This is a genomic window from Nonomuraea sp. NPDC051191 (genome assembly GCF_044455665.1).
Taxonomy (GTDB): Bacteria; Actinomycetota; Actinomycetes; order Streptosporangiales; family Streptosporangiaceae; genus Nonomuraea.
The window spans coordinates 13,269-39,057 of record NZ_JBITEZ010000012.1 but is presented as its reverse complement, the minus strand read 5'-3'; the positions used below and the strand labels follow the sequence as shown (position 1 = coordinate 39,057).

The window sequence follows — 25,789 nt, the reverse complement described above, 5'->3', positions numbered from 1 at the left end:
CCTACCCGGCCAGTCCGAACCGGGTGGTGATGGCACGCAGCCCTTCGAGCACGTCGGCGGCCGAGGGGGCGGCCCGCGGGTCGTTGAGCCACTGGGCCATCACGCCCAGCAGCAGCGCGAGCTGCACCGAGCCGACGGCGCGCACCTCGCCCTCGGCGAGCTCCTCCTCCGGCCGGCCGGTGAGCTGCGCGGCCATGCCGCGCCGCCCCTCGCGCTGACCGGCCACGAGCTGCTCGCGCAGCTCCGGCGAGTACTCCGCCTGGACCAGCGCCTCGAGGTTGGCCAGCCACAGCGTGCGGTGCTCGTTGATCGAGCCGATCAGTTGCGCCCACATCGTCTCGAAGCGCTCGGCGGACGGCTCGTCGGCGTCACCCGCGCCGTCCAGGGCCGACAGTGCGGCGCCGACCTTGTGGCCCCACTCGTCCATGGCCTCGACCAGGGCCGCGTTGAGCAACGCCTCGCGGGAGCCGAAGTGGTAGCCGATGGCCGCCATGCTCACGCCGGACGCCGTGGCGATGTCGCGGACGGTCGTGCGCCCCCAGCCCTTCTCCTCCAGGCAACGCCGCGCCCCGGCCAGCAGGTCTTCCCGATTTCCCATGGCCGGCAGCCTAGCACGGGCGCCTTAGACAATCGTCTTGCGCGTTCGCCCAAATCTGCGTACGGTGTGGAGCGTTCACCGACGAAAGAGGACATTCCAATGCGTATCCTGATCTCCGGCGGCAGCGTCGCCGGCCCCGCGCTGGCCTACTGGCTGCACCGTCACGGCCACGAGGTCACCCTCGTCGAGCGCGCCCCGGCCCCCCGCGGCGGCGGCGCGGCGATCGACTTCCGCGGCTCGGCCCTGGACGTGCTGGAGCGCATGGGCCTGCTGGCCGAGATGCGCCGGCACGCGACCACGATGACCACCATGACGATGGTCGACGAGGCCGGCGACGTGCTCGCCGTGCTGCCCGCCGCCGCGATCTCCGGCGAACTGGAGGTGCTCAAGTCCGACGTCACGAGCGTGCTGTACGAGGCCACCCGGGGCCTCGCCGAGTACCTGTTCGACGACACGATCACCGCGCTCGACCAGGACGCGACGGAGGTCCGGGTGCGGTTCGAGAAGGCCGCGCCGCGCACGTTCGACCTGGTCGTCGGCGCCGACGGGCTGCACTCCAAGGTGCGCGCGCTCGCCTTCGGCCCCGAGTCGCGCTACGTGCGCAACCTCGGCATCTACGGCGCGCTGTTCACCACCGGCAACATCCTGGGCCTGCGGGACGCGGGCCTGATGCACAACACGCCCGGCCGCAGCGCCCTCGCCTTCACCGCCCACGGCAACAGCGAGCTGCGCGTCGGCCTGTCGTTCACCGCCGAGGGCCTCGCCTACGACCGGCGCGACCGCGCCCAGCAGGAACGGCTCGTGGCCGAGCACTACGCCGGAGCGGGCTGGGAGGTGCCCCGGCTGCTGGCGGCCATGCGGGAGGCGGAGGAGTTCTTCTTCGACTCCTCGGGCCAGGTCGTGATGGACACCTGGACGAACGGCCGGGTCACGCTGCTGGGCGACGCGGCCTACTGCGCGGCGCCGACCTCCGGCCGCGGCACCTCGCAGGCCCTGATCGGCGCGTACGTGCTGGCCGGCGAGCTGGCCGAGGCCCCCGACCACGTCACCGGCCTGGCCGCCTACGAGAACCGGATGCGCGAGTACGTCGAGCGCAACCAGCGGCACGGCCGGGCCGCGGCCCGCTGGTTCTTCGGCTCGTCGGAGGAGCCCATGCCGGACGAGACCGACGACGCGGTCCCGCTCAAGGATTACGCGGTCTGAACCCCGCAGGCACCCCTGGCGGCTCAGAGCCAGCCGGCGTCGCGGGAGATGCGGATGGCGTCGATGCGGTTGCGCCCGCCGACCTTGCTGATCGCGTTCGACAGGTAGTTGCGCACGGTGGCCTGCGACAACGAGAGCTGGGTGGCGATCTGCGCGGTGCGGATGCCGGACGCGGCGGCGCGCAGCACCTCGGTCTCCCGGGCGGTGAGCGGGCTGCTGCCGGTCTCCAGCGCGGCGGCGACCAGCTCGGGGTCGATCACCCGTTCGCCGCGGGCGATGCGCCGGATGCCGTCGGTCAGGGTCTGGGCGGGGGCGTCCTTGACGATGAACCCCCTCACGTGCACCTTCAGCGCGCGCAGGAGGTTGCCCGGCTGGCTGAGGCCGGTGAGCACGAGCGTGCGGCAGCCCGGCAGCCGCTCCGACAGCTGCTCGGCGGCCGACAGGCCGTCCAGTCCCGGCATGTCGATGTCGAGCACCGCGACGTCCGGGCGCACCCGGAGGGCGGCGGCCAGCACCTCGTCGCCGCGCTCAATCTCGGCGACGACCTCCATGTCGTCCTCCAGCGAGAGCAGGGCGACCAGGGCCGATCGGATCATGTGCATGTCCTCGGCGATCAGTACGCGGATCACGGGCCTTCCTCGGGAACCTCGACCGACAACCGGAAACGGCCGTCGTGGACGGCGGTGGACGACGAGCCGGACGCCGCGCGGGCGCGTTCGGCGACCCCGGCGAGCCCCGAACCCGGGCCCGCGACGCCGCGCACTCCGTCGTTGACGATCTCCAACCGTACCGCGCCGCCGTCGCGGGCCACGGTGATGGCGCAGGTGCCGGCCTCGCTGTGGCGCAGCAGGTTGGTGGTGCCCTCGCGGATGGCCCAGGCCAGCGCGTCGTGGGCGGGGCCGGACAGGGGCGGCAGCGCGGCCACGTCCAGCCGGGTGTCGACGCCGGCCGCGCCGAGCAGGGCCGCCGCGCCGTCGATCTCGGTGCGCAGCGACACGGCCAGCTCGTCGCGGGTGATCGCGCGTACGTCCCTGAGGGCGTCGCGGGCCACGCCCGTCAGGCTCTCGATCTCGGCACGGGCCGCGCCGGCGTCCTTGACGAGCAGCCGCAGCGCCAGGTCGCCCTTGAGGGAGATCGCCGACAGGCTCTGGCCGAGCAGGTCGTGCAGGTCGCGCGAGACCCGGACGCGTTCCTCGCCGACTGCGGCGGCGGCCAGCTCGGCCCGGGTGGCCTCCAGCTCGTCCAGCAGCAGGACCAGGCGGGCGCCGGCGACCAGCGCCCCGCCGAACACGGTGAGGGCGAGCACGGGGTAGACGGCCAGGAGGAGGGCGTGCGGCACGGTGGTGGAGCCGTCCCGCACCATCTGCGTCACCTCCAGCGCCGCGGGGTGCAGGACCTGCGCGACGGCGGCCACCGCCCGCGCCGGGCCGCGCAGCAGCATGACGATCGAGGCCAGGGCGAAGACGGCCACGGCCTCCCACTGCGTGGCCAGCCACCACAGGGGCAGGTTCGCCAGCAGCAGGAGCGCCGCCAGTGTCCAGGGCCAGCCCGCCGGGCTCGCGCCGCGGGAGGCCGCCAGGCTGTGCCGGAGCTGGAGCGCCAGGGCCGCCAGGACGCCCACGCCCGCCAGCACGGGGTCGCCGGGCGGACCCTCCAGCCCCATGCCGATGTAGACCGGGACCTGGGCTGCCAGCGGGAGGTGCAGCGCGATGAACGGCCGGTGCGGATGCCGCAGCACCCAGGATGGCGGGATCTGCGGGGTCATGCCGGCACCTCGATCGTCTCGGTCACGTCGTCGGCGCGGACCTCCAGCAGCACCCGGCCGCCCTCGACGGTGGCGGCGATCGTGCAGGCGCGCACGCCGTCGGCGCGCAGGAGGCGGGTCACCGTGGCGCGCAGGGCGGCGCGTGGGCGCGGCGGGATCGTCTCGGGAACGCCCTGTCCGGGCAGCTCAAGGCGGGTCGGCACGCCCGCGGCCGACAGCAGCGTGGCGGCCGTCTCCAGCTCGGCGCGCAGCGACGGCTGCCGGTAGCCGCGCACCCGCCGCCTGGCCTCGGCCAGCGTGCGCCGCGAGTCGTCGGCGAGCCGCCCCAACTCCTCGGCCAGCCCTGCGTCACGAGCCGGCCCGGTGTCAGGAGCCGAGCCCGTCTCACGCGGCGGGGTGGGGGAGTCGGGCGGTGGTCTCAGGGGGTCGGGGGCCAGGGCCGCCGCCGCGCGTTCGCCGCGGGCGGCGATCGACTCCAGCGCGCCGCCGAGCGTACGGCGCAGGTCGTCGTCGATGCGCCGCCGCTCCTGCGCGACCGCCTGCTGGGCCAGCTCCTCCCTCGCCGCCTGGAGCCGGGTCAGCGCCGCGGCGAGCCAGACGAGCAGCAGCAGCGCCCCGCCGCCGCACAACACCGAGAACGCCGGCCACGCCGCCGCCCGCCACGGCAGGTCCAGCAGCGACGCCACCGGCGCGGCCACCGCCACCAGGCCCACGAAGAACAGGTACGACCACGGCCCCGGCAGCACCAGCACCGCCGACACCGCGAGCCCCGCGTACGCCCGCGGCCACATGTTCCCGGCAAGCGGCGTCACGCCGAGCACGATGACGGCCATGGCCGCGAACGTCCACAGGCCGGCCGGCGGACGGCGCGCGTGGGCGGCGTACCAGACGTGGCGCAGGTGCAGGGGGAGGTAGGCGGCGGTCGCGGCCAGGCTCCACAGCCCGGTGCGGCTGCCGTTGCCCTCGTAGCCGAACGACAACGTCACCTGCAGCAGCGGCAGCAGGGAGCTGCACACGACCGCGGCGACCGGCGCAAGCCGGACGACCCGGTCGGACCGCCAGAACCCCGCCACTTCGCCCACCGCCCGTCGACGTTCCCCGGCTGACCAGCGTAGGCGGCCGGGCCGGACGGCGGCGCGGCCGGACAGCCGGGGCCTGACCGGGGTGAGCGGGAGGGCCATGAGGGGAGCCCGTCCCGGCTCAGCCGTCGACGCGCGTGGTCGCGGACACGACGGGTCTGGCCATGGTCGGGCTCCGATCGGCTCGTGAAGGTCGGCCGGCTCGCCGGGCGAGGCCGCCGCCTTCCTCCGGGGGGTGTCGAAGGCATCAGCCTTCACCCGGAGGCCGGCGGCGAACAGATGCAAATGTCATCGCCTGGCCCGTGAATTCCGCCGGTTCAGCCCGTCCTGCGGATGGCCAGGCCGTGGTCGCCGCCGGCGGCGATGAACGTCAGCCCCGGCCCCAGCCGTACGCCTCGCCGCCGCCGGTCAGGGCCAGGCCGAAGGCGCAGCCCGCGGCGACGACGAGCGCGGCGACCGCCACGGCCGCCACCAGGACGGAACGTGATCGTCTGCCGAGCCTCCTCGGGATGGAGAGCTGCATGTGACCTCCTCATGGTCCGGGGCGCCGTCGTCGGCGCCTCAGACCATGGGCGTTCCGACCCGTTACATCCCTTCCACCCAAGCGCATGTGTCGTACGACGACCTGGCCGGCAGCGGCCGATGACGGAGGTCGCCCTGCTGTTCGCCGAGGACCCCGACGGCATCGCCCGCCTGTGGGACAAGCTGTGCCGGGCGGGCCGAGGCGGCTAGTTCACGCGGGTGACCCGGTTCAGGGCGGGAGCGGGCAGCGGGCTCTTGGCCCGGATGTAGGACTCGAACGCCTCGATGTCGCGCACCTTCTCCACCCGCTCGGTGCCCTCGGTCAGCACCGAGAAACCGTCGCCGCCGGAGGCGATGAAGGAGTTGGCGGTCAGGCGGTACTTCGCGGCCGGGTCGACGACGGTCCCGTTGAGCTTGACGGTGGCCGGGTCGATCTTGTCGCAGGCGGGCCTGGCGTTGTCGTAGGTGTAGGTGAGGCCCTGTGAGACGCCGAGCACGCGGGCGGTGCCCTGACCGCACCACTGCTGCTCCAGCAGCCGTTCGAGCTGGGCGCCGGTGAGCGTCATGGTGACGAGCATGTTGCCGAACGGCTGCACGCGCAGGGCCTTGCCGTGCGTCACCAGGTTCGACATCTCGTTGCCGGTGGGGTTGACGATCAGGTCGCCGCCGATGCCGCCGCCGTAGGGCGGCTGGACGGCGATCTGGGCGCCGCCGTTCTCGGCCGCGGAGGTGGCGAACAGGCGGGCGTCGGCCAGGGCGTGGCCGACGGTGGACTCGCCGGCGGCGTTGCGCTGGGCGGTGAGGTCGCGGGCGAGCAGGCCGACCGGCCGGTCCAGCAGCTTCTGCGCCTGCTCGTCGGTCTTGCGGCGCAGGGCGGCGATCCGGGCGTCGGGCTTGACGTCGTGGGTGACGGTGACGTTCTCGGCCTTGCTGGAGGTCGGGTTGCCGGTGGCCCGGTCGACGGTCAGGACGATCTTGGTGAGCTCGCGCGTGTGGGCGGACGTCTGCGTCACCGGAATGCCGTTGATCAGGCAGTTGTACGGGTTGTGCGTGTGCCCGGAGATCACGGCGTCGACCTCGGGGTCGAACTTCTGCACGATGTCCTTGATCGGCCCGGCCAGGTTGTTGCACTCGTTGGGCAGGCCGCCGCCGGTCTGCCCGCCGCCCTGGTGGATCAGGACCACGATCGTCCGCACGCCCTTGGCCTTGAGCTCGGCCGTGTAGGTGTTGACCGCCTCGGCCTCGTCGCGGCCCTCCAGCGGCTTGGTGGGGCCGGGGGCCTCGTTCAGCGCGTTCTTGAAGTCGACGCCGATGATGCCGACCTTGACGCCCTTGACCTCCTTGACGATGTACGGCGTCAGGGCGGGCTTGCCGGTGGTGGTGTCGACGATGTTGGCGCCCAGGTAGGGGAACTCGGCGCCCTTGAAGTTCGGCAGCGCGCACCCGTCGATCGGGTGGCAGCCGCCGTTCTCCATCCGGCGGAACTCGTCGATGCCCTCGTCGAACTCGTGGTTGCCGACGGCGGAGGCGTCCAGGCGCATCAGGTTGAGGGCCTGCATGCCCGGTTCGTCGTGCAGGGCGGTGGCGTTCATGGTGCTGGAGGAGTAGTTGTCGCCGGCCGAGAGCCGCAGCGTGCCGTTGGGGTTGTCGCGCTGGAGGCGGTCCATGTGGGCGGCCAGGTACTCGGCCCCGCCCGCCTCGACCGGCCCGGACGGCGTCATGGCGAAGCTGGTCGGGAAGCCGGAATGGAAGTCGTTGAAGGCCAGTAACTGGATGTCCACGGCGTCGGCGCGGGCGGGCAGCAGGCTGGTGCTCCCGAGCACCAGCGCCAGGAGGAGGTTGCGCATGGCCATGAAAGTGACATAGTCCCAACCAGTCACACAAGAGGGAAATTTTCTAACATTGGATGTCGAATGTGAACTATTGACATAGCTTGCGGGAAGCGGGAGGGTTCCTCCCATGTCACCGATCCTGGCCAGAATCCGAGGGATCGAGCCCACCCTCACGGCCACCCACCGGCGCATCGCCGAGACGATCCTCGCCGAGCCCGCCACCGTGGCCGCCTCGACCATCGGTGAGCTGGCGGAGCGGTGCGGAACCTCGCTCACCACCGTCACCCGCTTCTGCCGGCAGCTCGGCCTGGCCGGCTACCCCGAGCTCAGGCTGGCCCTCGCCGCCGAACTGGGCCGCAACGACGCCACCCCGCGCGAGCAGGGCCTGATCGCCTTCTCCCCGGACGACCCGGCGAGCCTGGTGCTGCGCAGCCTCCTGTCCAGCGACATGCGCGCGATGGAGGAGACGGCGGCCCAGCTCGACCTGGCGGCCGTGGACCGCGCGGTGGACGCCCTGGTGCGAGCCCGGTTCATCGACTTCTTCGCGGTCGCCGGCAGCGCGGGCGTGGCCATGGACCTGCACCTGCGACTGCACGCCATCGGCCGGCCCGGCGCGCTGTGGACCGACGTGCACAGCGCCGTCTGCAGCGCCAACGCCCGCGACCGCGAGGACGTGGCGCTCGGCATCTCGCACTCGGGCACCACGGCCGAAGTCGTCGAACCGCTGGCCATCGCCAGGGAACGCGGCGCCACCACCATCGCGCTCACCAACTTCCCCCGCAGCCCGCTGGCCGAGGCGGCCGACATCGTGCTGACCACCGCCGCGCAGGACACCCCCTTCCGGGCCGGTGGGGTGGCCGCCCGCCACACCCAGATGCTCGTCCTGGACTGCCTCTACATCGGCGTCGTCCAGCGCACCCACGAGACCAGCAACCAGTTGCTCACCGCCGCCACCCACGCGGTCAGCAAGCACCGCCTGCCCCCACGCTAGGAGCCACCCATGCGCCTTGCCGCCGCCGCTGTCGCCTTGGCGATGGCGGTCACCGCCTGTGCCCCTTCGGCCACGACGAGTGCCGACCCCGGCAAGATCACCCTCTCGGTCTGGGGCTGGGGCCCCGAGGCCAACTACGACAAGATGTTCGCCGAGTACGAGAAGCTGAACCCCGGCATCGACGTCGACGCCCGCTCCTTCACCACGGCCACCGAGTACGACACCATCCTGTCCACCGGCCTGGCCGGCGACAGCGGCCCCGACCTGGCCTGGCTGCGCGCGGGCGCCAACCTGCAACCGCTGGTCGAGGCCGGCCGGCTGCTGCCGCTCGACACCAAGGACGTGCCCGGCCTGGCCGCCTACGACGAGAAGGTCCTGCGCTACGCCAAGGGCGACAAGGACGGCAAGGTGTACGGCGTGCCGTTCGCCGTCCAGACCCTCCAGGTGATCTACAACAAGAAGATCTTCGCGGACAACGGCCTCACTCCGCCGAAGACGTACGCCGAGATGATCTCGGCCGCCGACAAGCTCAAGGCCAAGGGCATCGTGCCGTTCGCCTTCGGCGGCAAGGACGACTGGATGCTGCCGGTCGTGGCCGCCATCTTCGGCACCGCCCACTGGGGCGGCGACACGTTCCTCGCCGACGTCAAGGCCAAGCGCAAGAAGTTCGCCGACCCGCGCTTCGTCGAGGGCATCGACCAGCTCAACAAGCTCAAGCCGTACTTCCCCGACGACATGGCCGGCGTCTCCTACACCGACGCGCAGATCCTGTTCTCCTCCGGCAAGGCCGCCATGTTCCCCGGCGGCCTGTGGGAGCTGAACTTCTTCGGCGAGAACGCCAAGGGCGTCGACCTGGGCGTCTTCACGCCACCCGTGCCCGACGGCGAGGGCGTCATGCCCGGCTTCACCGACGGCTCGTACGGCATCAACGTCAAGACCAGGCACAAGGCCGAGGCGCTGAAGTTCGCCGCCTGGCTGGCCTCCAAGGACTACGGACAGCTCTTCACCGACACCCTGCGCATCTTCTCCGCAGTGCCCGGCGTCACCCCCAAGGACCCCCTGCTCGGCGAGGTCTCCACCACCTTCGCCCAGCACGGCGGCACCTACTTCATGAACGAGTTCGCCTACGGCAACCCGACCTCGGCCACCGTGTTCTCCAAGGCGCTGCAGGAGATGCTGCTGGGCCGCATCAGCGCCAAGGAGGCCGCCGAGCAACTCGACAAGAGCGTGTCCACATGGCTCTAGCCACGCGGCGGGGATCGTCGTACGTCTTCCTGATCCCCGCCTTCCTCCTCTACTCGGCCTTCGTGGTCTATCCGCTGTTCACCGGGCTGACCTACAGCTTTTTCTCCTGGAAGGGCACATTGCGCGACCAGCCGGTCGGGCTGGGCAACTACGCGAACCTGCTGTCAGGCGCCTTCCTGGACCAGCTCCTGCCGGCTCTGGGGCACAACGTCCTGCTCTTCGCCGGCAGCATGGTGGTGCAGAACACGCTGGGCCTGGCCTTCGCGCTGGCGCTGTTCCGCGTACGGCGCGGCAAGCGGGCCCTGCAGACCATGTTCGCGCTGCCGTACCTGGTCAACCCGCTGGTCATCGGCTACCTGTGGACCCTGCTGCTCAGCCCCGCCTTCGGCCCGGTCAACGCGCTGCTCAAGCCGATGGGCCTGGCGATGCCGTGGCTGGGCGACCCCGGCACCGCGCTGCCGACCGTCATCCTGATCACCACCTGGCAGTGGGTGGGCTTCCCGATGCTGCTGTTCAGCGCCGCGCTCGGCGGCATCCCGCAGGAGTACGCCGAGGCCGCCAGAACCGACGGCGCCGGCTCCTGGCAGGTGTTCTGGCGCGTCACGCTGCCGCTGCTCAGGCCCGCCATGGCCACCGTCACCATCCTGAGCTTCATCGGCAGTATGGGCACCTTCGCCCTGGTCTACGCCCTCGGCGGCTCCAACGGCGCCCCGGCGGGCGCGACCGACGTGCTCGGCCTGCTGTTCTACCGGACCGCCTTCGCCTCGGGCGACGTCAACGCGCTGGGGACCTCCTCGGCACTGGCGGTCTTCATGTTCACCTTCATCTTCGGCTCGACGCTCCTGCTCGAACGGGTCCTGAGGAGGAATCGATGAGGACCCCGCCCGGACGGGTCCCGAGGAGGACATCATGAGGGCTCTGGCGATCCGGGTCCTGCTGTGGGGCTACGCCGTCTTCTCCATGTCGCCGCTGCTCGTCATGCTGCTCAGCTCGCTCCGGCCGACCAGCGAGATCTTCGACCAGCCGCTCGGCTGGCCCAGCGGGCTCGGCAACTACGCCAAGGCGTGGACGGACGCCTCCTTCTCCACGTACGTGGTGAACTCGGCGATCGTCGTGGTCTGCTCGGTGCTGCTGGGGGCCGTGGTCTCGTTGCTGGCGGCCTACCCGCTGGGGCGCCGGGAGTTCCGGGGGCGCGGGCTGTTCGCCGCCTACTTCGTCTCCGGCATGACGCTGCCCGCCCACCTGGGCGTGCTCCCGCTGTTCTACCTGCTGGAGAGCATGGGCCTGGTGGACTCGCTGGCCGGGCTGGTGCTGGTCTACGCGGCCGGGTCGGTGCCGTTCAACGTCTTCGTGCTGACCGCGTTCTTCCGCCAGCTCCCGCACGAGCTGGACGAGGCCGCCGCCCTGGACGGCGCGGGGCCGTTCGCCACCTTCTGGCACGTGATGCTGCCGCTGGTACGGCCCGCGCTGGCGACCGTGGTGGTCTTCCAGTTCGTGCCGATCTGGAATGACTTCTTCTACCCCCTGGTCCTGATGCGGGACGAGAGCAAGCTGACCCTGCCGGTCGGCCTCACCCACTTCTTCGGCCAGTTCCAGAACGACTGGGGCACGCTCTTCGCCGGCCTGGTGATGACGACGATCCCCCTGGTCGTGCTCTTCATCCTGGCCACGCGCCAGATCGTCGCCGGGCTGACCGCCGGCATGAACCGTTGAGGACAGTTTTGATGGATCTTGTGATGGCCTTCGCCGACGAGGCGCGCTCCCGATTGGACCGCCTGACGGCCGAGCAGTTGCCCGCCATCAGGCGCGCGGGCACGCTGATCGCCGCGACCGTGCGCGCCGGGGGCGTCCTGCACGCCTACGGCACCGGGCACTCGGAGGCAGTGGCGCTGGAGGTGGCCGGACGCGCGGGCGGGCTGATCCCGACCAACCGGCTCACCCTGCGCGACCCGGTGGTGCTGGGCTCGGCCGATCCCGGCGAGTTCGACCCGCTGGCCGAGCGCGACCCGCTGACCGCGCGCCAGGTCCTGGCCCTGCACACGGTGGAGGACGCCGACGCGTTCGTGATCGCGTCCAACTCCGGCGGCAACGGCTCGACCGTGGAGATGGCCCGGCTGGTCAAGGAGCGCGGGCTGCCGCTGATCGCGATCACCTCGCTGGCCCATTCGACCGCGATCACCTCGCGCCATCCGTCGGGGGAGCGGCTGTTCGAGCTGGCCGACATCGTGATCGACAACCTGGCCCCGTACGGCGACGCCGTCCTGCCGACCGAGCACGGCCCGGTCTGCGGCATCTCCTCGATCACCTCGGCGCTGATCGTGCAGCTCATGGTGGCCGAGGCGATCGGCGAGCTCCAGGCGGACGGCCTGGTCCCGCCGGTCTACCTGTCGGCCAACATCCCCGGCTCGGACGCGCACAACGACGCCCTCGTGGCCCACTACGCCGGTCGGATCAGGACGGGCGCGCTGTGACCCTGACGATCGCCGCCTTCTGGCCGCCCCCGCCGCACGAGACGACGGCCGCCCGCTACCGGGAGATCGCCGAGGCCGGGTTCGACCTGGTCATCACCGGCAACTACCTCGGCGACCGGGTCATCCTGCAGCACGCCCTGGCCCTTGCCGAGGAGGCCGGGCTGGGCGTGCTGGTCGCCTCGGACCCGCGCGTGGACGTCCTCATGCGCGACCTGGACGTCGACCCGGCGCCGCTGATCGCCCGGGTCGTCGAGGAGTACCGCCCGTTCCGCTCCTTCCGCGGCGTCGGGCTCATGGACGAGCCGGTGGCCGAGCAGTTCCCGCGGGTGGCGGCCGGGGTCGCCGCCGTGCGGGCGGCCGGCGCGTTCGCCTACGTCAACCTGCTGCCGGGGCACGCCACCGGCCCCTACGACGCGTACGTGGGGGACTTCGCCCGGCTGGTCCGCCCGGACGTGCTCTCCTTCGACCGTTACCCGTTCCTGGCCGACGGGTTCGACGAGGGCTACCTCGCCGACCTGGCCACCGTACGGGAGCACGCCCGCAGGGCCGGGCTGCCCGCCTGGATGCACGTGCAGACGCTGGCCTACGACGGCCACCGCGAGCCGTCGGCCGCCGAGCTGGCCTGGCAGGTCAACACCGCCCTGGCCTACGGGTACACCGGCATCCAGTACTTCACCTATTGGACGCCCGACCCGGCGCGCGGCGAGGGCTTCCGGCCGGGGCTCATCGGCGGGGACGGCGTGCCGACCGAGCGTTACGGCATCGTGCGCGACCTCAACACCCGCTGGTTGCGCCCGGTGGCGGCCGAGCTGACCGGGTGGACGTCGGTCGAGCACGCCGGCGACGTCCTGGTGGGCCACTACGGCGAGGGGCGGCGGTTCGTCTGCAACGCCCGCTTCGACGGGCCGACGGAGGTCACGCTCGACGGGATCACGCAGGCGTTCGACCCGGCGAGCGGCTTCTACCAGGCGTGCGGCGCCACCTTCACGCTCGCGCCCGGCGCGGCGCGGCTGGTCCGGTGATGCTCTTCGCCGGCGTGGACGCGGGCGGCACCACGACCCGCGCCGCCGTTCACGCGGCGGACGGCACCAGGCTGGGGCACGGCACCGCCGGCCCCGGCAACCCCGCCGCGCACGGGCCCACGGCGGCCCGCGTGGCGGTCGGCCAGGCCCTGCGGCGCGCGCTCGACGGCCTGGACCCGCGGTCGGTGGCCGCCTCGGTGGCCGGCGTCGCGGGCGGGGACGACGCCTTCGCCGCGACGCTGGCCCGGACCTGGGCCGAGTGCGGCCTCGCCACGCCGCCGCGCATGGTGGGCGACGTCGAGGTCGCCTACGCGGCCGGGACCGCAGCGCCGTCCGGCACGCTGCTGCTGGCCGGGACGGGGGCCGCGGCGGCCCGCTTCTCCGGCCGGGCGGTGACGGCGGTGGCCGACGGGCTCGGCTGGCTGCTCGGCGACGAGGGCGGCGGCTTCTGGATCGGCCGGGCGGGGGTGCGCGCGGCCGTCCGCACCCTGGACCGCTCTCAGGAACGCGCCCGCGACAGCGTCCGTGACTGCACCCGCGACAGCGTCCGAGACAGCGTCCGGGCCAGGCTCCGTGACAGCCCGCAGGATCGCGGGCTGGGCCCGAGCCCGGTGTTCGGGCCGCTGGTGGAGCTGGTGAGCGCGCACTTCGGCGTGGCGGGTGAGCCGCGGCGGCGGGCCGACCGCATCGTCCGGCTGGCGCAGGCCGACCGGATGCTCGTGGCCGCCGCCGCGCCGCTGGTGTCGCGGGCGGCCTCCGCCGGGGACGAGGACGCGGCCGGCATCGTCGCCGAGGCCGCCCGGCGGCTGACCGCCACGGCTGCCCGGCTGCCCGGCGACGGGCCGCTGGTGCTGGCGGGCGGCGTCCTGACCACGGACGGCCCGGTCCGCGCCGCCGTCCTGGCCCGGCTGGCCGGGCGGCAGGTGACGACCGCCCGCGACGGCACGGCCGGGGCGTGCTGGCTGGCCGCCCTCGACCGGCTGGGCGAGCGGGCCGTCCACGAACGTTTCATCGCCTCCGGCGGACGATGACCTGACAGGACGCTCTCAGGGCTCGACGGTCAGGCGGACGCTCACCACGTCCCCCACGGCGAGCCCTTCGGCCGTGCGCACGCCCGCCTTGACCGGCACGAGGTAGCGGCCGTCCTTGGGGAACAGCGACGTGCGCCACCGCGTCGCGCGGATCTGGGCGGTGACGGGGATCATGCCCCAGCCGTAGCTCACCGAGCCGGCCGTCATCGCCAGGTCCTGGCATTCCTCGTCGGGGACGGTGACGAAGTGCCAGGGCGCGGGCCCTCTCCAGAACCACACCTCGCCGCTGAATTCCACCTGCATCGGCCCAGCATAGAAGCGCCCCTCCGGCCCCGGCAGCCCCGCGCGGCCGGGCTTCCGGCCGGACCGGCCTCAGCCGGGCGGCTCCTCGGCCGGGCCCTTGGTCGGGCCGGTCTCAGCCGGGCGGCTCCTCGGCCGGGAACAGGATCGGGCCGGTCTCAGCCGGGCGGCTCCTCGGCCGGGAACAGGATCGGGCTGACCAGGTGGCGGGTGCGCTCGGGCGCGGGCGGGTTGCCGATCCTGGGCACGAGCGCCGCGCGCAGGTCGGCGATCAGGGCCGCGCGCTCGTCGGGGCTGAGCCAGATCGCGTGCTGGCGGTAGCCGACCAGGTCGGCGGCCGGATCGGCCTGGTCGCGGTCGAGGTAGGCGTTGAACTCGGCCAGCAGCGTCGCCATGGCCACGGCGAAGGCGCGGCGGTGGTCGTCCGGGGAGGCCGCGGCGGCGGTCTCGGCGTCGACGGCCGCCCGCGCCGGGTGCAGCCGATACCGGCGCTCGACGGCCCCGCGTACGCGCTGCTCGCCCTCCACGTCGAGCAGCCCGCTCTCGGCCAGCAGGCCGACGTGCCGGTAGACGGTGGCCTTGGACACGTCGGGCAGCAGGTCGCACAGGTCGGAGGTGGTCAGCGTGCGGCCGCCCGACATGGCGTGCACGATGCGCAGCCGTACGGGGTGCAGAAGCAGGTCCACCGTGTCCATGGACGTACGATCTCACACCTGCTACCTTTCTCAAACCTGAGAAAGGAAGAGACCATGACCAACCACGCCTTGGACACCCCGCCACTGGGCCGCCTGTACGACGTCGCCGGCCGCCGGATCATGGTGCACCGCTCGGGCGCCGGCGGGCCACCCGTGGTGTTCCTGCCCGGAGCCGGAGCCGTCGGCCTGGACTACCTCAACGTGCACGACCGCGTCGCCGAGCTGACGACCAGCGTGCTCTACGACCGGGCGGGCACCGGCTGGAGCGAGCCGGTCGAGCTGCCCCGCACCGCGGCCGAGGTCACCGACGAACTGCGCGAGACGCTGACGGCGGCGGGCGTGCCCGGCCCGTACGTGCTGGCCGGTCACTCCATGGGCGGCGCCTACGCGCGCCACCACGCCCGCCGCTTCCCCGGCGACGTCGCGGCGCTGCTGCTGCTCGACCCCTTCCACGAGGACATGGCCGCCCGCGCGCCGCGGCAGGCGCGCGAGATGCTCGACCAGATGAAGGACCAGGCGCTCCCGGAGCCGACGCCGGAGCAGCTCGACGCCGCGCGACCGGCCGTCACCCGGCTGTTGGCCGCCTGGCCGGACGGCGTGCGCGAGGCCCTGGTCGACCATCACATCTCCGCCTGGCGTACCGGCTGGCTGGAGGGCCGCAACCTCTACGACCAGGTCTCCGAGGAGTTCAGGACCGCGCCGCCGGACCCCGACGTGCCGGTGATCGTGCTGTCGGCCATGGGGGCGGACGCCACCCAGTCCCAGCTCTGGCCCGAGGACGTGCTGCGCGAGATCAACGCCGGCAAACTCGCCCTGCACGCCGAACTGGCGGCCTCCTTCCCGCGCGGCGAGCACCGCGTGCTGGACGACGCCGGGCACGGCTGGCTGCACGAGGAACGGCGGGACGCCGTGCTCCAAGCCCTGGCCGACCTGCTGCGGCCCTGTGAGGCTCAGGGCCGCAGCGCCTTGAGCGCCAGGTCGACCAGCGCGTCGGCGTACTGCGGGGTGAGCGGGCCGGAGCGCAGCAGCCAGCGCTGGTAGAGGGGGGCGTAGAGCAGTTCGAGCGCCAGGTCGAGGTCGGCGTCGGCGGCGATCTGGCCCGCCCGCTGGGCGCTGCGCAGGCGGGCCTTCTTGGCCTCGTCGACCGGGCCGGCCAGTTTCTCCCGGTATTGGGCGGCCAGCTCGGGGTCGCCCACGATCTCCAGGTTGAGCGCCCTGATCGGCGCCTCGAAGCCTGGGTCGGCGAACTCCGCCACGGTGGCCCGCATGACGGCCTTCAGGTCGGCCTCGATGTCGCCCGTGTCGGGCAGCACCACACCCTGGTCGCCCTCGCTCAGCGCGAGGAAGGAGTCGAAGACCACGGCCCCCTTGGAACGCCACCACCGGTAGATCGTCTGCTTGCCGACGCCGGCCCGCGCGGCGATCGCCTCGACGGAGACCTTGGCGTATCCCACCTCGGACACCAGCTCCCTGGCGGCCTGGAGGATCGCCTGCCGGGAGCGCTCGCTGCGGCGCGCGGGATCGGGCTTCTTCACGCCGGTCATCATACACCCTCAACGAGACGATACGGTTCGTCTTGACAAGACGGTGGCCCTTGATGGCACACTGACGGACCTACGGCGAGACGAACCGTCTCGTCTTGAACGAATGAGGAGGCGAGAGCGCATGCGCGTTTGGTTCATCACGGGCGCGTCCCGGGGGCTGGGCCGGGCGTTCACGGAGGCCGCCCTGGACAGGGGCGACCGGGTCGTGGCCGCCGCCCGCGACGTCGGGCCGCTGGCCGAGTTGGAGACCCGGTACCCGGGCGCTCTGGTGCGCCTGCCGCTCGACGTCTCCGACCGCGCGGCGGTGCGGGCGGGCGTGGAGAAGGCGGCGGCCGCGTACGGCCGGCTCGACATCGTGGTCAACAACGCCGGCGGCCTGCTGTTCGGCATGCTGGAGGAGGCCACGGAGGAGCAGATCAGGGCCCACTTCGACGTCAACCTGTTCGGGGCGATCTGGGTCACCCAGGCGGTGCTGCCGTACCTGCGCGCCCAGAGGTCCGGGCACATCCTCCAGGTGACGTCGATGGCCGCGGGCGGCGGCGTCGCCGCGGTCGGCCTGTACGCGGGGGGCAAGTCGGCGCTCGACTCGATCACGCAGGCGCTGGCCATGGAGGCCGAGCCGTTCGGCGTCAAGGTCACCAACCTGCAGATGGGCGGCTACGACACCGGCCTGTTCACGCTGGGCACCACGGCCACCGAGCCCGACCCGGTCTACGACGGGCTGCGGGCCGAGCTGGCCGCCATGTGGGGCGAGGACGCCGGCCCGCCGGCGGCCAACGCCGCGCCCGTCGTCATGGAGCTGGTGGACCTGCCCGAGCCGCCGCGCCGGCTGATCGTCGGCAGCCGCTCCTACGACCTCGTCCAGCAGATGGACGAGGCCCGCGGCGCGGAGTACCGCGCCTGGGAGCACCTCAGCCGCAAGGCCGACGGCTGACCCGCCTCTGGGAAGCGGCCCGCGACATGCCTCTGACCTGCGGTGATGGCGACCGGGAGGCCGGGGCGGGGCGGAAGTGGGCCGGGGCTTGTCGTGGTTCCGGCACAATTGCGGGTGTGCGAGTCGGATTGCTTGGGCCGTTCGAGGTCCGGAACCCTGAAGGAGCCACGGTCGAGGTTCCGGGCGTCCGGCTGCGCGCGTTGCTCGCCGCCCTCGCCCTGGAGCCCGGCCGGATCGTGACGCGTGCGCGGCTGGTCGACTGGATCTGGGGGGCGCGGCCGCCCGCCGACGAGGTCAACGCCCTTCAGGCGCTGGTGTCCAGGTTGCGCAGGTTGCTGCCCGAGGGCGTGATCGAGGCCGACTCCGGCGGCTACCGGCTGGCCGTGCCGCGCGAGGCGGTCGACGTGTGCCGGTTCGAGCAGCTGATCGTCCAGGCCCGCTCCGCCGAGCCCGCCGACCGGGCCGACCTGCTGCGCTCGGCCCTTGAGCTGTGGCGTGGCGCCCCCATGTCCGACATCGTGATGCAGGACAGCGACATCTTCGACGCCGTGGTCACGCGGCTCGACGACCTCCACGTCGACGCGATCGGCGACCGGGTCGAGGCCGACCTCCGGCTCGGCCGGGGCGCGGAGCTGGTCTCCGAGCTGACGGGGCTGGTGGCCGCGTACCCGCTGCGTGAGGGGTTCGTGGCGGCGCTGATGCGGGCGCTGGCCGAGGCGGGCCGCGGCAACGAGGCGCTGACCGTCTACCAGCGCACCCGCGAGCGGCTGGCCGAGGAGCTGGGCGCCGACCCGTCGGCCGAGCTGTCGGCGCTGCACACCGCGCTGCTCCGCGGCGAGCTCGGGGAGCGGGCCGACAACCGCAGGACCAACCTGCGCGCCGAGCTGACGAGCTTCGTCGGCCGGCACGACGACGTCGCCGCGGTCGCCGGTCTGGCCGCCAGATACCGGCTGGTCACCCTGACGGGGGCGGGCGGCTCCGGCAAGACCCGGCTGGCCACCGAGACCGCCCGTACGATGCTCGCCGAGCTGCCCGACGGCGCCTGGCTGGTCGAGCTGGCCCCCGTCCGGGCCGGCGGCGAGCTGGCGCAGGCCGCCCTCACCACGATCGGCCTGCGTGACCAGGGGTTGCTCGGCGGCGCGCGGGGCGGCGACCCGATGGACCGGCTCATCACCGCGATCCGCGACCGCGCGATCCTGCTGATCCTGGACAACTGCGAGCACGTCGTCGAGGCCGCCGCCGCCTTCGCCGACCGGCTCCTGGGCGAGTGCCGCGGCCTGCGCGTCCTGGCCACGAGCCGCGAGCCGCTCGGCATCACCGGCGAGGTGTTGTGGCAGGTCGAGCCGCTCCCGCTGCCCACCGAGGGGGCCGCGCCCGCCGAGACCGGGGCCTCGCCCGCGGTGCGGCTGCTGCGCGACCGCGCCGACCTGGTGCGCAAGGACATCGGCTCCGACGCGCCCACCCTGGCGGCCATGGCGCGCATCTGCCGGGCGCTCGACGGCAACCCGCTGGCCATCGAACTGGCCGCGGCCCGGCTGCGCACGATGTCCGTCGACCAGCTCGCCCGCCGCCTCGACGACCGCTTCCGCCTGCTGACCAGCGGCAGCCGTACGGCGCTCGCCCGGCACAAGACGCTGCGCGCGGTCGTCGACTGGAGCTGGGACCTGCTGAGCGAGGCCGAGCGCGGCGTGCTGCGCCGGATGTCGGTGTTCTCCGGCGGGGCGAGCCTGGAGGCGGCCGAACGCGTCTGCGGCGACGAGTCCTTCGCCGGTGAGCAGGTCTTCGACGTGCTGACCGCGCTGACCGAGAAGTCGCTGCTGATCACCGACGACGAGGGCGCCCCGCGCTACCGGCTGCTCAACACCATCAGGGAGTACGCCGCCCACCGGCTCGCCGAGGCGGGGGAGGCCGAACGGGCCCGGCGGGCGCACCTGGCCTACTTCACCGAGCTGGCCGCGACCGCCGACCCGCACCTGCGCCGGGCCGAGCAGCTGGAGTGGCTGCTCGTGCTCGACGCCGAGCACGACAACATCATCACGGCCGTGCGCGGGGCGATCGCCGAGGGCTGGGCGCACGAGGCGATGCGCCTGGTCGGAGCCGCCGGCTACTACTGGTTCCTCGGCGGCCACCGGGCCGAGGGCGCCGAGCTGAGCGTCGCCGCGGCCTCGCTGGAGGGCGAGGTGCCCGACGAGGTGCGGGCGATGGCGTCCCTCATGGTGACCATGTTCCTGACCTCAGGTGTCGGCGGCGACCAGTTCCAGGCGCGGGAGTGGATCCAGGAGGCCCACCGGCTGACCCTGAGCAGCGGGTCGCGTCAGCCGCTGCTCGGGTTCGCCGCGCTGCTGGAGCGTACGCTCCAGGGCCCGGCGGCGTTCCTGCCCGCGTTCGAGCCGCTGATCGCCGACGCCGACCCGTGGGTGCGGGCGCAGGCCAGGCTCACCCGCGGGCGGTTCCGGCTCACGCTCGGCGCCGACGAGACCGACGTCGACGTCGACGCCGAGACCGCGCTCGCCGAGTTCCGCGCGCTGGGCGACCGCATGGGCATCTCCCTCGCGCTGACGTTCCTGGCCGACCGGCTGGCCATGCGCGGGGACTTCGTCCGCGCCTGTGAGTGCTACGCGGAGGGCGCCGTGGCGCTGACCGAGGTGGGCGCGACCGAGGACGTCGTGGGCGTGCGGGCGCGGCAGGCCCAGCTCCACTGGCTGCTCGGCGACGAGCGGGGCTGCGCCGCGGCCATGGCCGAGGCACAGCGGCACGCCGACGGGATCGTCTGGCCGGACTCCCTGGCCGAGCTGGCGCTCAAGCAGGCGCAGCTCGCCCACTGGCGCGGCGAGCCGGACAAGGTGCGCGAGCACCTGGCCTCGGTGCAGGAGCTGCTGGGGGACACGGAGATGGTCAGCTCGGTACGCGCCAAGGTCATGGACCTGTACGGCTACCTCACCGACGACGTCGAGCAGGCCCGCGCGCACCGGCGGCAGGCGTTCGAGGCGGCGATGGAGAACATGTACCCGCCCACGATCGCCGAGTCGCTGGTCGGGATCGCCGACGTCGCGCTGCGCGAAGGCCGGTACGAGCAGGCCGCGCGGCTGATCGCGGCGAGCGACGCCGTACGCGGCACCCCGGACCGCTCCCTGCCGGACGCCGCCCGCATCGCCGAGGAGACACGCGAACACCTCGGCGAGACCGCGTTCGCCGAGGCGACCCTCGACGGCCGCCGACGAGACCTCCGCGAACTGGCGGAGATCACCCTCACCCGCTGACCCGTCCGGACTGGCGCAGGCTCAGGTGAGCGTGGGCAGTTCGGGGTGAGGTGCCGGCGCCGGTTCCGTGGAAGGGCAGGGGAAGGCGCGGTGCGGCAGCCACGTCATCCGGCTCGTGCCGGTCGCCGCCCGCAGGGTGCGATGGAAGCCGGGACCGTCCGCCGAGCACTCCGGCTTCGCGCCGAGACGGCCGGACCGAAGTCGACGGGATCCCGGCGTTCGCCATGCGCCGGGAGGACAGTCGGGTCGCGGCCGCCCCCGCACCCTGACCTGCTCCGCCACGCTCAGGACCGGCTGTTCACGCCTACTCGCTGCCGAGCAGCCGTTCCAGCTCGGCCTGCGTCCGGTCCGGGTCGTAGCCGGGGACGGCCTCGCGCATGAGGTCGTGGGTGCGCCGCCGGCCGTCGGCGGCCGCCGCCCGTACCGCCGCGAGCGTCTCCTCGGCCAGGTCGTGGCCGCCCAGCCGCAGGGCGCGCTGGTCGTAGCGCACGTCGAGGACGCGCCCGTCCGCGTCGACGGTCACCCGCACATGGCCCGACGGCCCCTCGCCGGTGCCGATGACGGCCCGCAACTCCTCCTGCGCCGACTCCAGCCAGGCCAGCATGCGCTCGCCTCGTCGGGCGGCCTCGTCCAGCTCGCGTTCGCTGATGTTGGCGGGGTCGATCTCCGGCCCGAACACGCTCGGCCTCCTAGTAAAGGTCGTTGATTGCCTGCTCGACCCGCGCACGTACGAAGGTCTCGTCCAGAGGCGCCGGCACGGCGGCGGTGGTGTCCCGCACCCCGTCGGCGATCTGCCGCGCCTGCCGCGCGGCGTCGTCCTGCGCGGCCCGCAGTACCTCGGCGGTCTTCCTGCCGAGCGCGGCCTCGTCGAGCCGCAGCGCCCGCGGGTCGATGCGCAGGCGGGTGGGGACGCCGTGGCCGTCGGCGGACGCCTCGACCAGGCCGTCGTCGCTCTCCGCGCGGCCCTCCACCTGATCGATGGACGCCCGGGCGTCGTGCAGCGCCTGGATGGCGCGGCGGCTCTGGGCGACGTACTGGTGCAGGTACTCGGCGTCGTCCTCCGGCGCTGGTGAACGCATGTCGACCTCCGACAGCCAATCGAGTGAACGTTCAGTGTAGAGGTAAACGTCTGTGACGGAATTGACTGGATATGCTTTCTGGACATGACGGGATTTGAGATCGCCACGGGGGCGCTGGGACGGGACGGCACGTACGTCACCGGTCATGGGGCGAACTACGACGCCGCGGTCATGCGGCTGCGGCAGCGGGGGAGCGGCGCCCGCACCTTCGGCGGCGACGGGCTGTTCGCCACCATCATCGCCTCCTACAACGAATGCCTGCAGACCTCGCTCGACGCGCTGACGGGGATCGGCGGGCAGATCGCCGAGACGGGCGAAGGACTGCGTACGGTGTCGAGGAACACCCAGGCGGCGGAGAGCGCCACCATCGAGAGCCTCGAGAGCCCTGCATGGCGGTGACTCTCGACCCGCAGGTGGCGGGCTTCCTCAACCTCATCGGTTTCCCCTGGCCGAACGACAACGAGGACGAGTGGCGCCTTGAGGCCGACGACTGGCGCGTCGTCATCGCCGCGTCGGACAGCCAGGGGGCGGCGGCCGGCGAGACGATGCGCAGCGCGCAACAGGTCTACCAGGGCGACTCGGCCACACACCTGGCGAGCCACTGGAACCAGGTCGGCGACGGCGGCGGCCACATCTCCCAGGCCGCCTCCGCGGCGAAGGTCGCTCCGGCCGTCCTCGACGGCACCGCGAACGTGGTCAGCGCGGTCAAGCTGGCCGTGGGCACGCAGGCCGCCTACGGACTGACCGTCGCCACCCAGGCGTTGCTGTTCGGCGGCGCGGCGGGCGGCATGCTCGCCCTGGCACGCATGCAGATGACCCGCCACGCCGTGGGCAAGGTGGCGATCGAAGGCGCCGAGGGCACCGCCAGGGGGCTGGCCCCGGTGCTGAGCGGCCGGGTGACCGAGAAGATGCGCCGCATCATGAAGGAGATGGAGAGGCGGCCGCACGCCCGCGACGGCATGCTCCAGATCCGGCGCAGACGCGGAGGCGGCGGCGGTGGCAACAAGGGCGGGAAGGGCGGTGGCTACGACCCGAACGCCTCGGCGAGCTACGACTCGGCCGCGCAGCGCATGCACGGCAGGTTGCCCGACAGCAGCGACGTCAGCAAGATGACACCGGAGCAGGCCAGGCAGGCTGCGGCGGAGGTCAAGGACAGCATCCTGACGCGGAAGATGAACGAGGCCCGGCTCGGCCGGGACCCCGGCCACGCCGCCCGGCTGGAGAACGAGCAGAAGCTCCTGAACGACCTTGAGCGCAAGGCCAACGAGGGGAAATAACGCGAGATGCAGACACAGACGGGCGACGCCCTGATGGCGCGCATCCTCGCCCGCCCCATCGACGACGAGGCTCTCGGCCAGGCCGCCAACGACCTGCTCAACGAGCTGTTCGGCGGCTATCCCGTCGAGAACCTGCGCATCCTGCTGCGCAGCGGCGACGACGACGCCGTGCAGACCGGGGCCTGGCTGCTGTCGGAGCTGGGCGAGCAGGCCGCGCCGCTGCTGGACGAGGTCCCCCGCCTGCTGGCCCACCCGCGGCACCAGGTGTGTTTCCACGCCGTGGAGTTCGTGCTGCTGGCCGCGGACGAGCGGCACGCCGACCTCATCGCCCAGACCCTCACCCTGAGCCGGGCCTCCGACACCTCCATCCGCTGGAAGCTCCTGAACTTCCTGGCGGCGGCCTCGACCGAACAGCTCATGGCGGGGCTGTCCCGGCTGGCCGACCCCGAGGTCGGGCGGCTCACGGCCGGGCTGATCGCGTCCGACACCGAGGATCCCGACCCGGGCGAGGTCGTCGCCGCGCTGGAGGGCGACGACCCGATGGCCCGCCTGTTCGCCGCGGCGATCGCGACGCGCATGGCCGAGGACGACGCGGCGCTGCTGCGTCTCGCCGCCAGGGTGGGTGACGAGGAGGTCAGCTCGTTCGCGCAGTGGCAGCTCATGAGACTCCAGGAGTAGGCGTCCTGCTCCCGAGCGTGTCCTCAGCCCCAAGGTAGATCGGCCGCCGCAGGTCAGGGACCTTGGCTTTCCGCTCTGACCCGCCTGTTCCGAGGCCGGGTTTCGGCATGGTCCGGCGGCTCGTTTACCGGGACCGGATTGGCGGGCCACACCATCTCATCGCGCTGACCTGCGGTTGCGCCGTTCAGGAGACCGGGCAGAACCCAGGTTCTGTCGGGGCGCTGGCCCAGATGGCGACTGGGGACACGTTTGGGAGCGGAGGGCCCGTAGGGCCGGGCCGGAAAGTCCGGAAATCCCTCGCGTACGCGCGCGTGGACCTGCCGGGAAACCCCTGGCGGGAGAGCTACGCACGGAGAGAGTTCCCCGGCCCCCTCGCTGTTCAAGGGGGCCGGGGAACTCTCTGTGCTGAGGCGTCCCGCTCCCCAGCATGTGCCCAGGCCCAAAGTAGATCGGGTGGTCAGATGTTGCGGGAGTTGTAGCCCTGAAGGTGGGAGCCGCTTTCGAAGGATGGATCACTGATCGGCTCCAGGTTCCAAGCGATCACACGGTGCGGTCGGATGCACAGGGTCTCGTGGTCGAATGCCGGGTGGAGCGGCGGGTCCAGGAAGAGGATCTCAGCGTGGCCGCGCAGTTCGATGCCGCGGCCGGTCTGACCGATGGCGTTGGGCGTCGCTGACTGGTCGTCGATGACGAGGGAGACCCGGGGATCGGCCAGGACATTCTTGTACTTGCGGCTCTTGGTCAGCTCCGGGCCGCCGATCCGGACGGTCTCGTTCTCGGGGTCGAACCAGATCGCGACCGGCTGAATCTGGGGGGACCTGTCTGGGGCGAGGGTCGCCAGGCGGCCGAGTCCTTGGTTTGACAGGTACGCGCGCTCTCCGCCCGTGAAAATCATGGGATCAGTTTGCGACCTCAACCACGCTTGAGGTCAAGCGCTTCGGCCGAGCACGACGTCCGAGGGCGTTCGCGGCCAGAGAGTCGTCCGGTTGATCTGCGAGATCTTGATCCCCGCCAAGAACACCTCGAAGTGCTGGGGGTGGATGCTGGAGGGTTCCGGGGCCGGTTGGGACGGTCCCGGACGCCCTACTTCGTGAGCACCCGGGGCAGGTGCGCGTGGCGGTGGTCGACGTCGACCGCCTGGCCGTGCTCGCGCAGCCGGGCGGCCAGGATCTCGACCAGGCCGGCCGCGCGGTGTTTTGCCGCCGGCGCAGCCGATGGCGATGCTGCGGGGGCCCGCGGGCAGCATCGCGTAGGCCACCAGGTTGTCGACCAGCTCGGCGGCGCCAGGCGTGCCGAGAACGATCTGCTGGACGCGTTCGTCGGAGCCGTCGAGATCGAGGATGCCGCCATTGCGGGCGATCGCCTGGTTGCGCAGTGCGACTGGTTTTACCTCACATCAATCACGGTACGTAGTGATTGACTGCAAAGAGTAGTCACCCTCGGGGCAAGGAGAGTTCCATGCGCATCCCCACTCGCATTCCCGCTGCGCTGTCTGGTGGCCTACTGGCCGCCTCGGCCGTCTTCCTCGTTCTCGCACCGGCGGCGGCGGCCGCCCCTGCGGTCAGCGTCGGCGACTGCGTGATGGGGGGCGGCTACCCCCTCTACTACCCTGACGGGTCCGGCTCGGTCTGCCGGGGCGGCCAGTACAGCGGAGAACCGTTGGACTGACCCCGCGCCCCGATCGCTGGCGACTTCGACGCATCCTGCGATCAATACTCTGCCGGAGAACACCCGCATTGAGCGGCTCGGACAGTCCGGAAAACCCCTGGCGGGAGAGCTACACACGGAGAAGCCCAGGCCCCCTTGCACATCTCATGGGGCCCGGGGCTCTCGGCGGTCCAGTGGTTGGATGCTGGAGGCGTCCGGGGCCGGTAGAGACGGTCCCGGACGCCTCTACTGGGTCAGTACCCGGGGCAGATGCGCATGCCGGTGGTCGACGTCGACCGCCTGGCCGTGCTCGCGCAGCCGGGCGGCCAGGACCTCCACCAGCCCGGCCGCGCTTTTCTGGACTACCGACGCAGTCTCGTCGCCATCGGCCTCGCTGGTCGCGGTTCGGGCCTCATCGAGGCGGCGGAGGGCTTGGGTGTAGGTGATTCCTTCGGCGGCCGCGAGAGCGCGGGCTTGTTCGCGGCGAGCGGCGCTGCTGTTTCTGGGCACGGTGTCGTCCTGTTCCGGCAGGGCCCACGCCACCTTGCCTTCGCGGATGCACATACGATCAGCAAGAAGGGAATACAAGCTTCGCGGGCCCGAGGGACCTTGGCCG

General features: G+C 72.5%; 28 protein-coding genes. 15 read left to right on the top strand and 13 right to left on the bottom strand.

Annotation, left to right across the window (positions count from 1 at the left end; all coding sequences use genetic code 11):
- Position 1 precedes the first annotated feature (1 nt).
- Positions 2-598, bottom strand: a complete 597-nt coding sequence (locus ACIA8R_RS32090; RefSeq protein ID WP_397041760.1) for a TetR/AcrR family transcriptional regulator — start codon at positions 596-598, stop codon at positions 2-4.
- Between the two features lie 99 nt (positions 599-697).
- Between ACIA8R_RS32090 and ACIA8R_RS32085 the strand changes: the two genes are divergently transcribed.
- Positions 698-1,801, top strand: coding sequence for an FAD-dependent monooxygenase (locus tag ACIA8R_RS32085; RefSeq protein WP_397041759.1), 1,104 nt, complete (start codon positions 698-700; stop codon positions 1,799-1,801).
- Between the two features lie 23 nt (positions 1,802-1,824).
- Here the strand turns inward: ACIA8R_RS32085 and ACIA8R_RS32080 are convergent, their stop codons facing one another.
- The 5 genes from ACIA8R_RS32080 to ACIA8R_RS32060 form a co-directional block, all read right to left on the bottom strand.
- The gene (locus ACIA8R_RS32080; protein WP_364091925.1) at positions 1,825-2,430 is read right to left on the bottom strand and encodes a response regulator transcription factor; all 606 of its coding nucleotides are present in this window, start codon (positions 2,428-2,430) and stop codon (positions 1,825-1,827) included.
- Positions 2,427-3,566, bottom strand: a complete 1,140-nt coding sequence (locus ACIA8R_RS32075; protein WP_397041758.1) for a sensor histidine kinase — start codon at positions 3,564-3,566, stop codon at positions 2,427-2,429. Before ACIA8R_RS32075 ends, ACIA8R_RS32080 begins: the two co-directional genes overlap by 4 nt.
- Positions 3,563-4,747 carry a hypothetical protein gene (locus ACIA8R_RS32070; RefSeq protein WP_397041757.1) on the bottom strand — a complete coding sequence of 395 codons (1,185 nt, stop codon included), beginning with the start codon at positions 4,745-4,747 and terminating at the stop codon, positions 3,563-3,565. Before ACIA8R_RS32070 ends, ACIA8R_RS32075 begins: the two co-directional genes overlap by 4 nt.
- Before the next feature lie 268 nt (positions 4,748-5,015).
- Entirely contained in the window at positions 5,016-5,168 is a 153-nt protein-coding gene (locus tag ACIA8R_RS32065) for a hypothetical protein (RefSeq protein ID WP_397041756.1), read from the bottom strand.
- A gap of 205 nt (positions 5,169-5,373) precedes the next feature.
- Positions 5,374-7,014, bottom strand: a complete 1,641-nt coding sequence (locus ACIA8R_RS32060) for a bifunctional metallophosphatase/5'-nucleotidase (RefSeq protein WP_397041755.1) — start codon at positions 7,012-7,014, stop codon at positions 5,374-5,376.
- A 112-nt stretch (positions 7,015-7,126) separates the two neighbouring features.
- Between ACIA8R_RS32060 and ACIA8R_RS32055 the strand changes: the two genes are divergently transcribed.
- Genes ACIA8R_RS32055 through ACIA8R_RS32025 form a run of 7 tightly spaced genes read left to right on the top strand, consistent with a single transcriptional unit; the run spans position 7,127 to position 13,759 of the window.
- Complete coding sequence (locus tag ACIA8R_RS32055) at positions 7,127-7,990, top strand: MurR/RpiR family transcriptional regulator (RefSeq protein ID WP_364091935.1); 864 nt, start codon at positions 7,127-7,129, stop codon at positions 7,988-7,990.
- 9 nt (positions 7,991-7,999) lie between these two features.
- Positions 8,000-9,235, top strand: a complete 1,236-nt coding sequence (locus ACIA8R_RS32050) for an extracellular solute-binding protein (protein WP_357699597.1) — start codon at positions 8,000-8,002, stop codon at positions 9,233-9,235.
- The gene (locus ACIA8R_RS32045; RefSeq protein ID WP_357699599.1) at positions 9,226-10,110 is read left to right on the top strand and encodes a sugar ABC transporter permease; all 885 of its coding nucleotides are present in this window, start codon (positions 9,226-9,228) and stop codon (positions 10,108-10,110) included. The genes ACIA8R_RS32050 and ACIA8R_RS32045 overlap by 10 nt, the downstream gene beginning before the upstream one ends.
- 34 nt (positions 10,111-10,144) lie before the next feature.
- Positions 10,145-10,948 carry a carbohydrate ABC transporter permease gene (locus ACIA8R_RS32040; RefSeq protein ID WP_364091938.1) on the top strand — a complete coding sequence of 268 codons (804 nt, stop codon included), beginning with the start codon at positions 10,145-10,147 and terminating at the stop codon, positions 10,946-10,948.
- An 11-nt stretch (positions 10,949-10,959) separates the two neighbouring features.
- Positions 10,960-11,706, top strand: a complete 747-nt coding sequence (locus ACIA8R_RS32035) for a sugar isomerase domain-containing protein (RefSeq protein ID WP_397041754.1) — start codon at positions 10,960-10,962, stop codon at positions 11,704-11,706.
- Positions 11,703-12,728, top strand: a complete 1,026-nt coding sequence (locus ACIA8R_RS32030) for a hypothetical protein (RefSeq protein WP_397041753.1) — start codon at positions 11,703-11,705, stop codon at positions 12,726-12,728. The genes ACIA8R_RS32035 and ACIA8R_RS32030 overlap by 4 nt, the downstream gene beginning before the upstream one ends.
- The gene (locus tag ACIA8R_RS32025; RefSeq protein ID WP_397041752.1) at positions 12,728-13,759 is read left to right on the top strand and encodes an N-acetylglucosamine kinase; all 1,032 of its coding nucleotides are present in this window, start codon (positions 12,728-12,730) and stop codon (positions 13,757-13,759) included. The genes ACIA8R_RS32030 and ACIA8R_RS32025 overlap by 1 nt, the downstream gene beginning before the upstream one ends.
- Positions 13,760-13,774: 15 nt before the next feature.
- Here ACIA8R_RS32025 and ACIA8R_RS32020 read toward each other — a convergent pair whose 3' ends face one another.
- Together ACIA8R_RS32020 and ACIA8R_RS32015 are read right to left on the bottom strand one after the other, a co-directional pair.
- Positions 13,775-14,062, bottom strand: coding sequence for a DUF1905 domain-containing protein (locus tag ACIA8R_RS32020; RefSeq protein WP_397041751.1), 288 nt, complete (start codon positions 14,060-14,062; stop codon positions 13,775-13,777).
- A 155-nt stretch (positions 14,063-14,217) separates the two neighbouring features.
- The gene (locus ACIA8R_RS32015; protein ID WP_397041750.1) at positions 14,218-14,754 is read right to left on the bottom strand and encodes a helix-turn-helix domain-containing protein; all 537 of its coding nucleotides are present in this window, start codon (positions 14,752-14,754) and stop codon (positions 14,218-14,220) included.
- Between the two features lie 54 nt (positions 14,755-14,808).
- On the opposite strand from ACIA8R_RS32015, the gene ACIA8R_RS32010 reads away from it, so the two are divergent.
- Positions 14,809-15,795 (top strand): alpha/beta fold hydrolase, encoded by a 987-nt coding sequence (locus ACIA8R_RS32010; RefSeq protein ID WP_397041749.1) that lies wholly within the window; start codon positions 14,809-14,811, stop codon positions 15,793-15,795.
- Here the strand turns inward: ACIA8R_RS32010 and ACIA8R_RS32005 are convergent.
- Positions 15,705-16,298: a TetR/AcrR family transcriptional regulator gene (locus ACIA8R_RS32005; protein WP_364091972.1), complete on the bottom strand. Its 594-nt coding sequence runs from the start codon at positions 16,296-16,298 to the stop codon at positions 15,705-15,707. The two genes, ACIA8R_RS32010 and ACIA8R_RS32005, sit on opposite strands and share 91 nt — an antisense overlap.
- Positions 16,299-16,419: 121 nt before the next feature.
- Between ACIA8R_RS32005 and ACIA8R_RS32000 the strand changes: the two genes are divergently transcribed.
- Together ACIA8R_RS32000 and ACIA8R_RS31995 are read left to right on the top strand one after the other, a co-directional pair.
- Entirely contained in the window at positions 16,420-17,232 is an 813-nt protein-coding gene (locus tag ACIA8R_RS32000; RefSeq protein ID WP_364091948.1) for an SDR family NAD(P)-dependent oxidoreductase, read from the top strand.
- Positions 17,233-17,348: 116 nt separating this feature from the next.
- Positions 17,349-20,492 (top strand): BTAD domain-containing putative transcriptional regulator, encoded by a 3,144-nt coding sequence (locus ACIA8R_RS31995; RefSeq protein ID WP_397041748.1) that lies wholly within the window; start codon positions 17,349-17,351, stop codon positions 20,490-20,492.
- 304 nt (positions 20,493-20,796) lie between these two features.
- Here the strand turns inward: ACIA8R_RS31995 and ACIA8R_RS31990 are convergent, their stop codons facing one another.
- Both ACIA8R_RS31990 and ACIA8R_RS31985 read right to left on the bottom strand, forming a co-directional pair.
- Positions 20,797-21,171: a YbaB/EbfC family nucleoid-associated protein gene (locus ACIA8R_RS31990; protein ID WP_364088778.1), complete on the bottom strand. Its 375-nt coding sequence runs from the start codon at positions 21,169-21,171 to the stop codon at positions 20,797-20,799.
- Between the two features lie 10 nt (positions 21,172-21,181).
- On the bottom strand, positions 21,182-21,571 hold the full coding sequence (locus ACIA8R_RS31985) for a YbaB/EbfC family nucleoid-associated protein (protein ID WP_364088775.1): 390 nt from the start codon (positions 21,569-21,571) through the stop codon (positions 21,182-21,184).
- Positions 21,572-21,655: 84 nt separating this feature from the next.
- Here ACIA8R_RS31985 and ACIA8R_RS31980 point away from each other — a divergent pair, with 84 nt between their 5' ends.
- Genes ACIA8R_RS31980 through ACIA8R_RS31970 form a run of 3 tightly spaced genes read left to right on the top strand, consistent with a single transcriptional unit; the run spans position 21,656 to position 23,526 of the window.
- Positions 21,656-21,970, top strand: a complete 315-nt coding sequence (locus ACIA8R_RS31980) for a hypothetical protein (RefSeq protein WP_357699622.1) — start codon at positions 21,656-21,658, stop codon at positions 21,968-21,970.
- Complete coding sequence (locus ACIA8R_RS31975; protein ID WP_357699624.1) at positions 21,961-22,848, top strand: hypothetical protein; 888 nt, start codon at positions 21,961-21,963, stop codon at positions 22,846-22,848. The genes ACIA8R_RS31980 and ACIA8R_RS31975 overlap by 10 nt, the downstream gene beginning before the upstream one ends.
- Before the next feature lie 6 nt (positions 22,849-22,854).
- Positions 22,855-23,526 (top strand): hypothetical protein, encoded by a 672-nt coding sequence (locus ACIA8R_RS31970; RefSeq protein ID WP_397041747.1) that lies wholly within the window; start codon positions 22,855-22,857, stop codon positions 23,524-23,526.
- Positions 23,527-23,983: 457 nt separating this feature from the next.
- Here ACIA8R_RS31970 and ACIA8R_RS31965 read toward each other — a convergent pair whose 3' ends face one another.
- Positions 23,984-24,421: a PPOX class F420-dependent oxidoreductase gene (locus ACIA8R_RS31965; RefSeq protein ID WP_397041746.1), complete on the bottom strand. Its 438-nt coding sequence runs from the start codon at positions 24,419-24,421 to the stop codon at positions 23,984-23,986.
- Between the two features lie 563 nt (positions 24,422-24,984).
- Between ACIA8R_RS31965 and ACIA8R_RS31960 the strand changes: the two genes are divergently transcribed.
- Complete coding sequence (locus ACIA8R_RS31960) at positions 24,985-25,194, top strand: hypothetical protein (RefSeq protein WP_397041745.1); 210 nt, start codon at positions 24,985-24,987, stop codon at positions 25,192-25,194.
- A gap of 225 nt (positions 25,195-25,419) precedes the next feature.
- Here the strand turns inward: ACIA8R_RS31960 and ACIA8R_RS31955 are convergent, their stop codons facing one another.
- The gene (locus ACIA8R_RS31955) at positions 25,420-25,737 is read right to left on the bottom strand and encodes a hypothetical protein (RefSeq protein ID WP_397041744.1); all 318 of its coding nucleotides are present in this window, start codon (positions 25,735-25,737) and stop codon (positions 25,420-25,422) included.
- Positions 25,738-25,789: the final 52 nt, after the last annotated feature.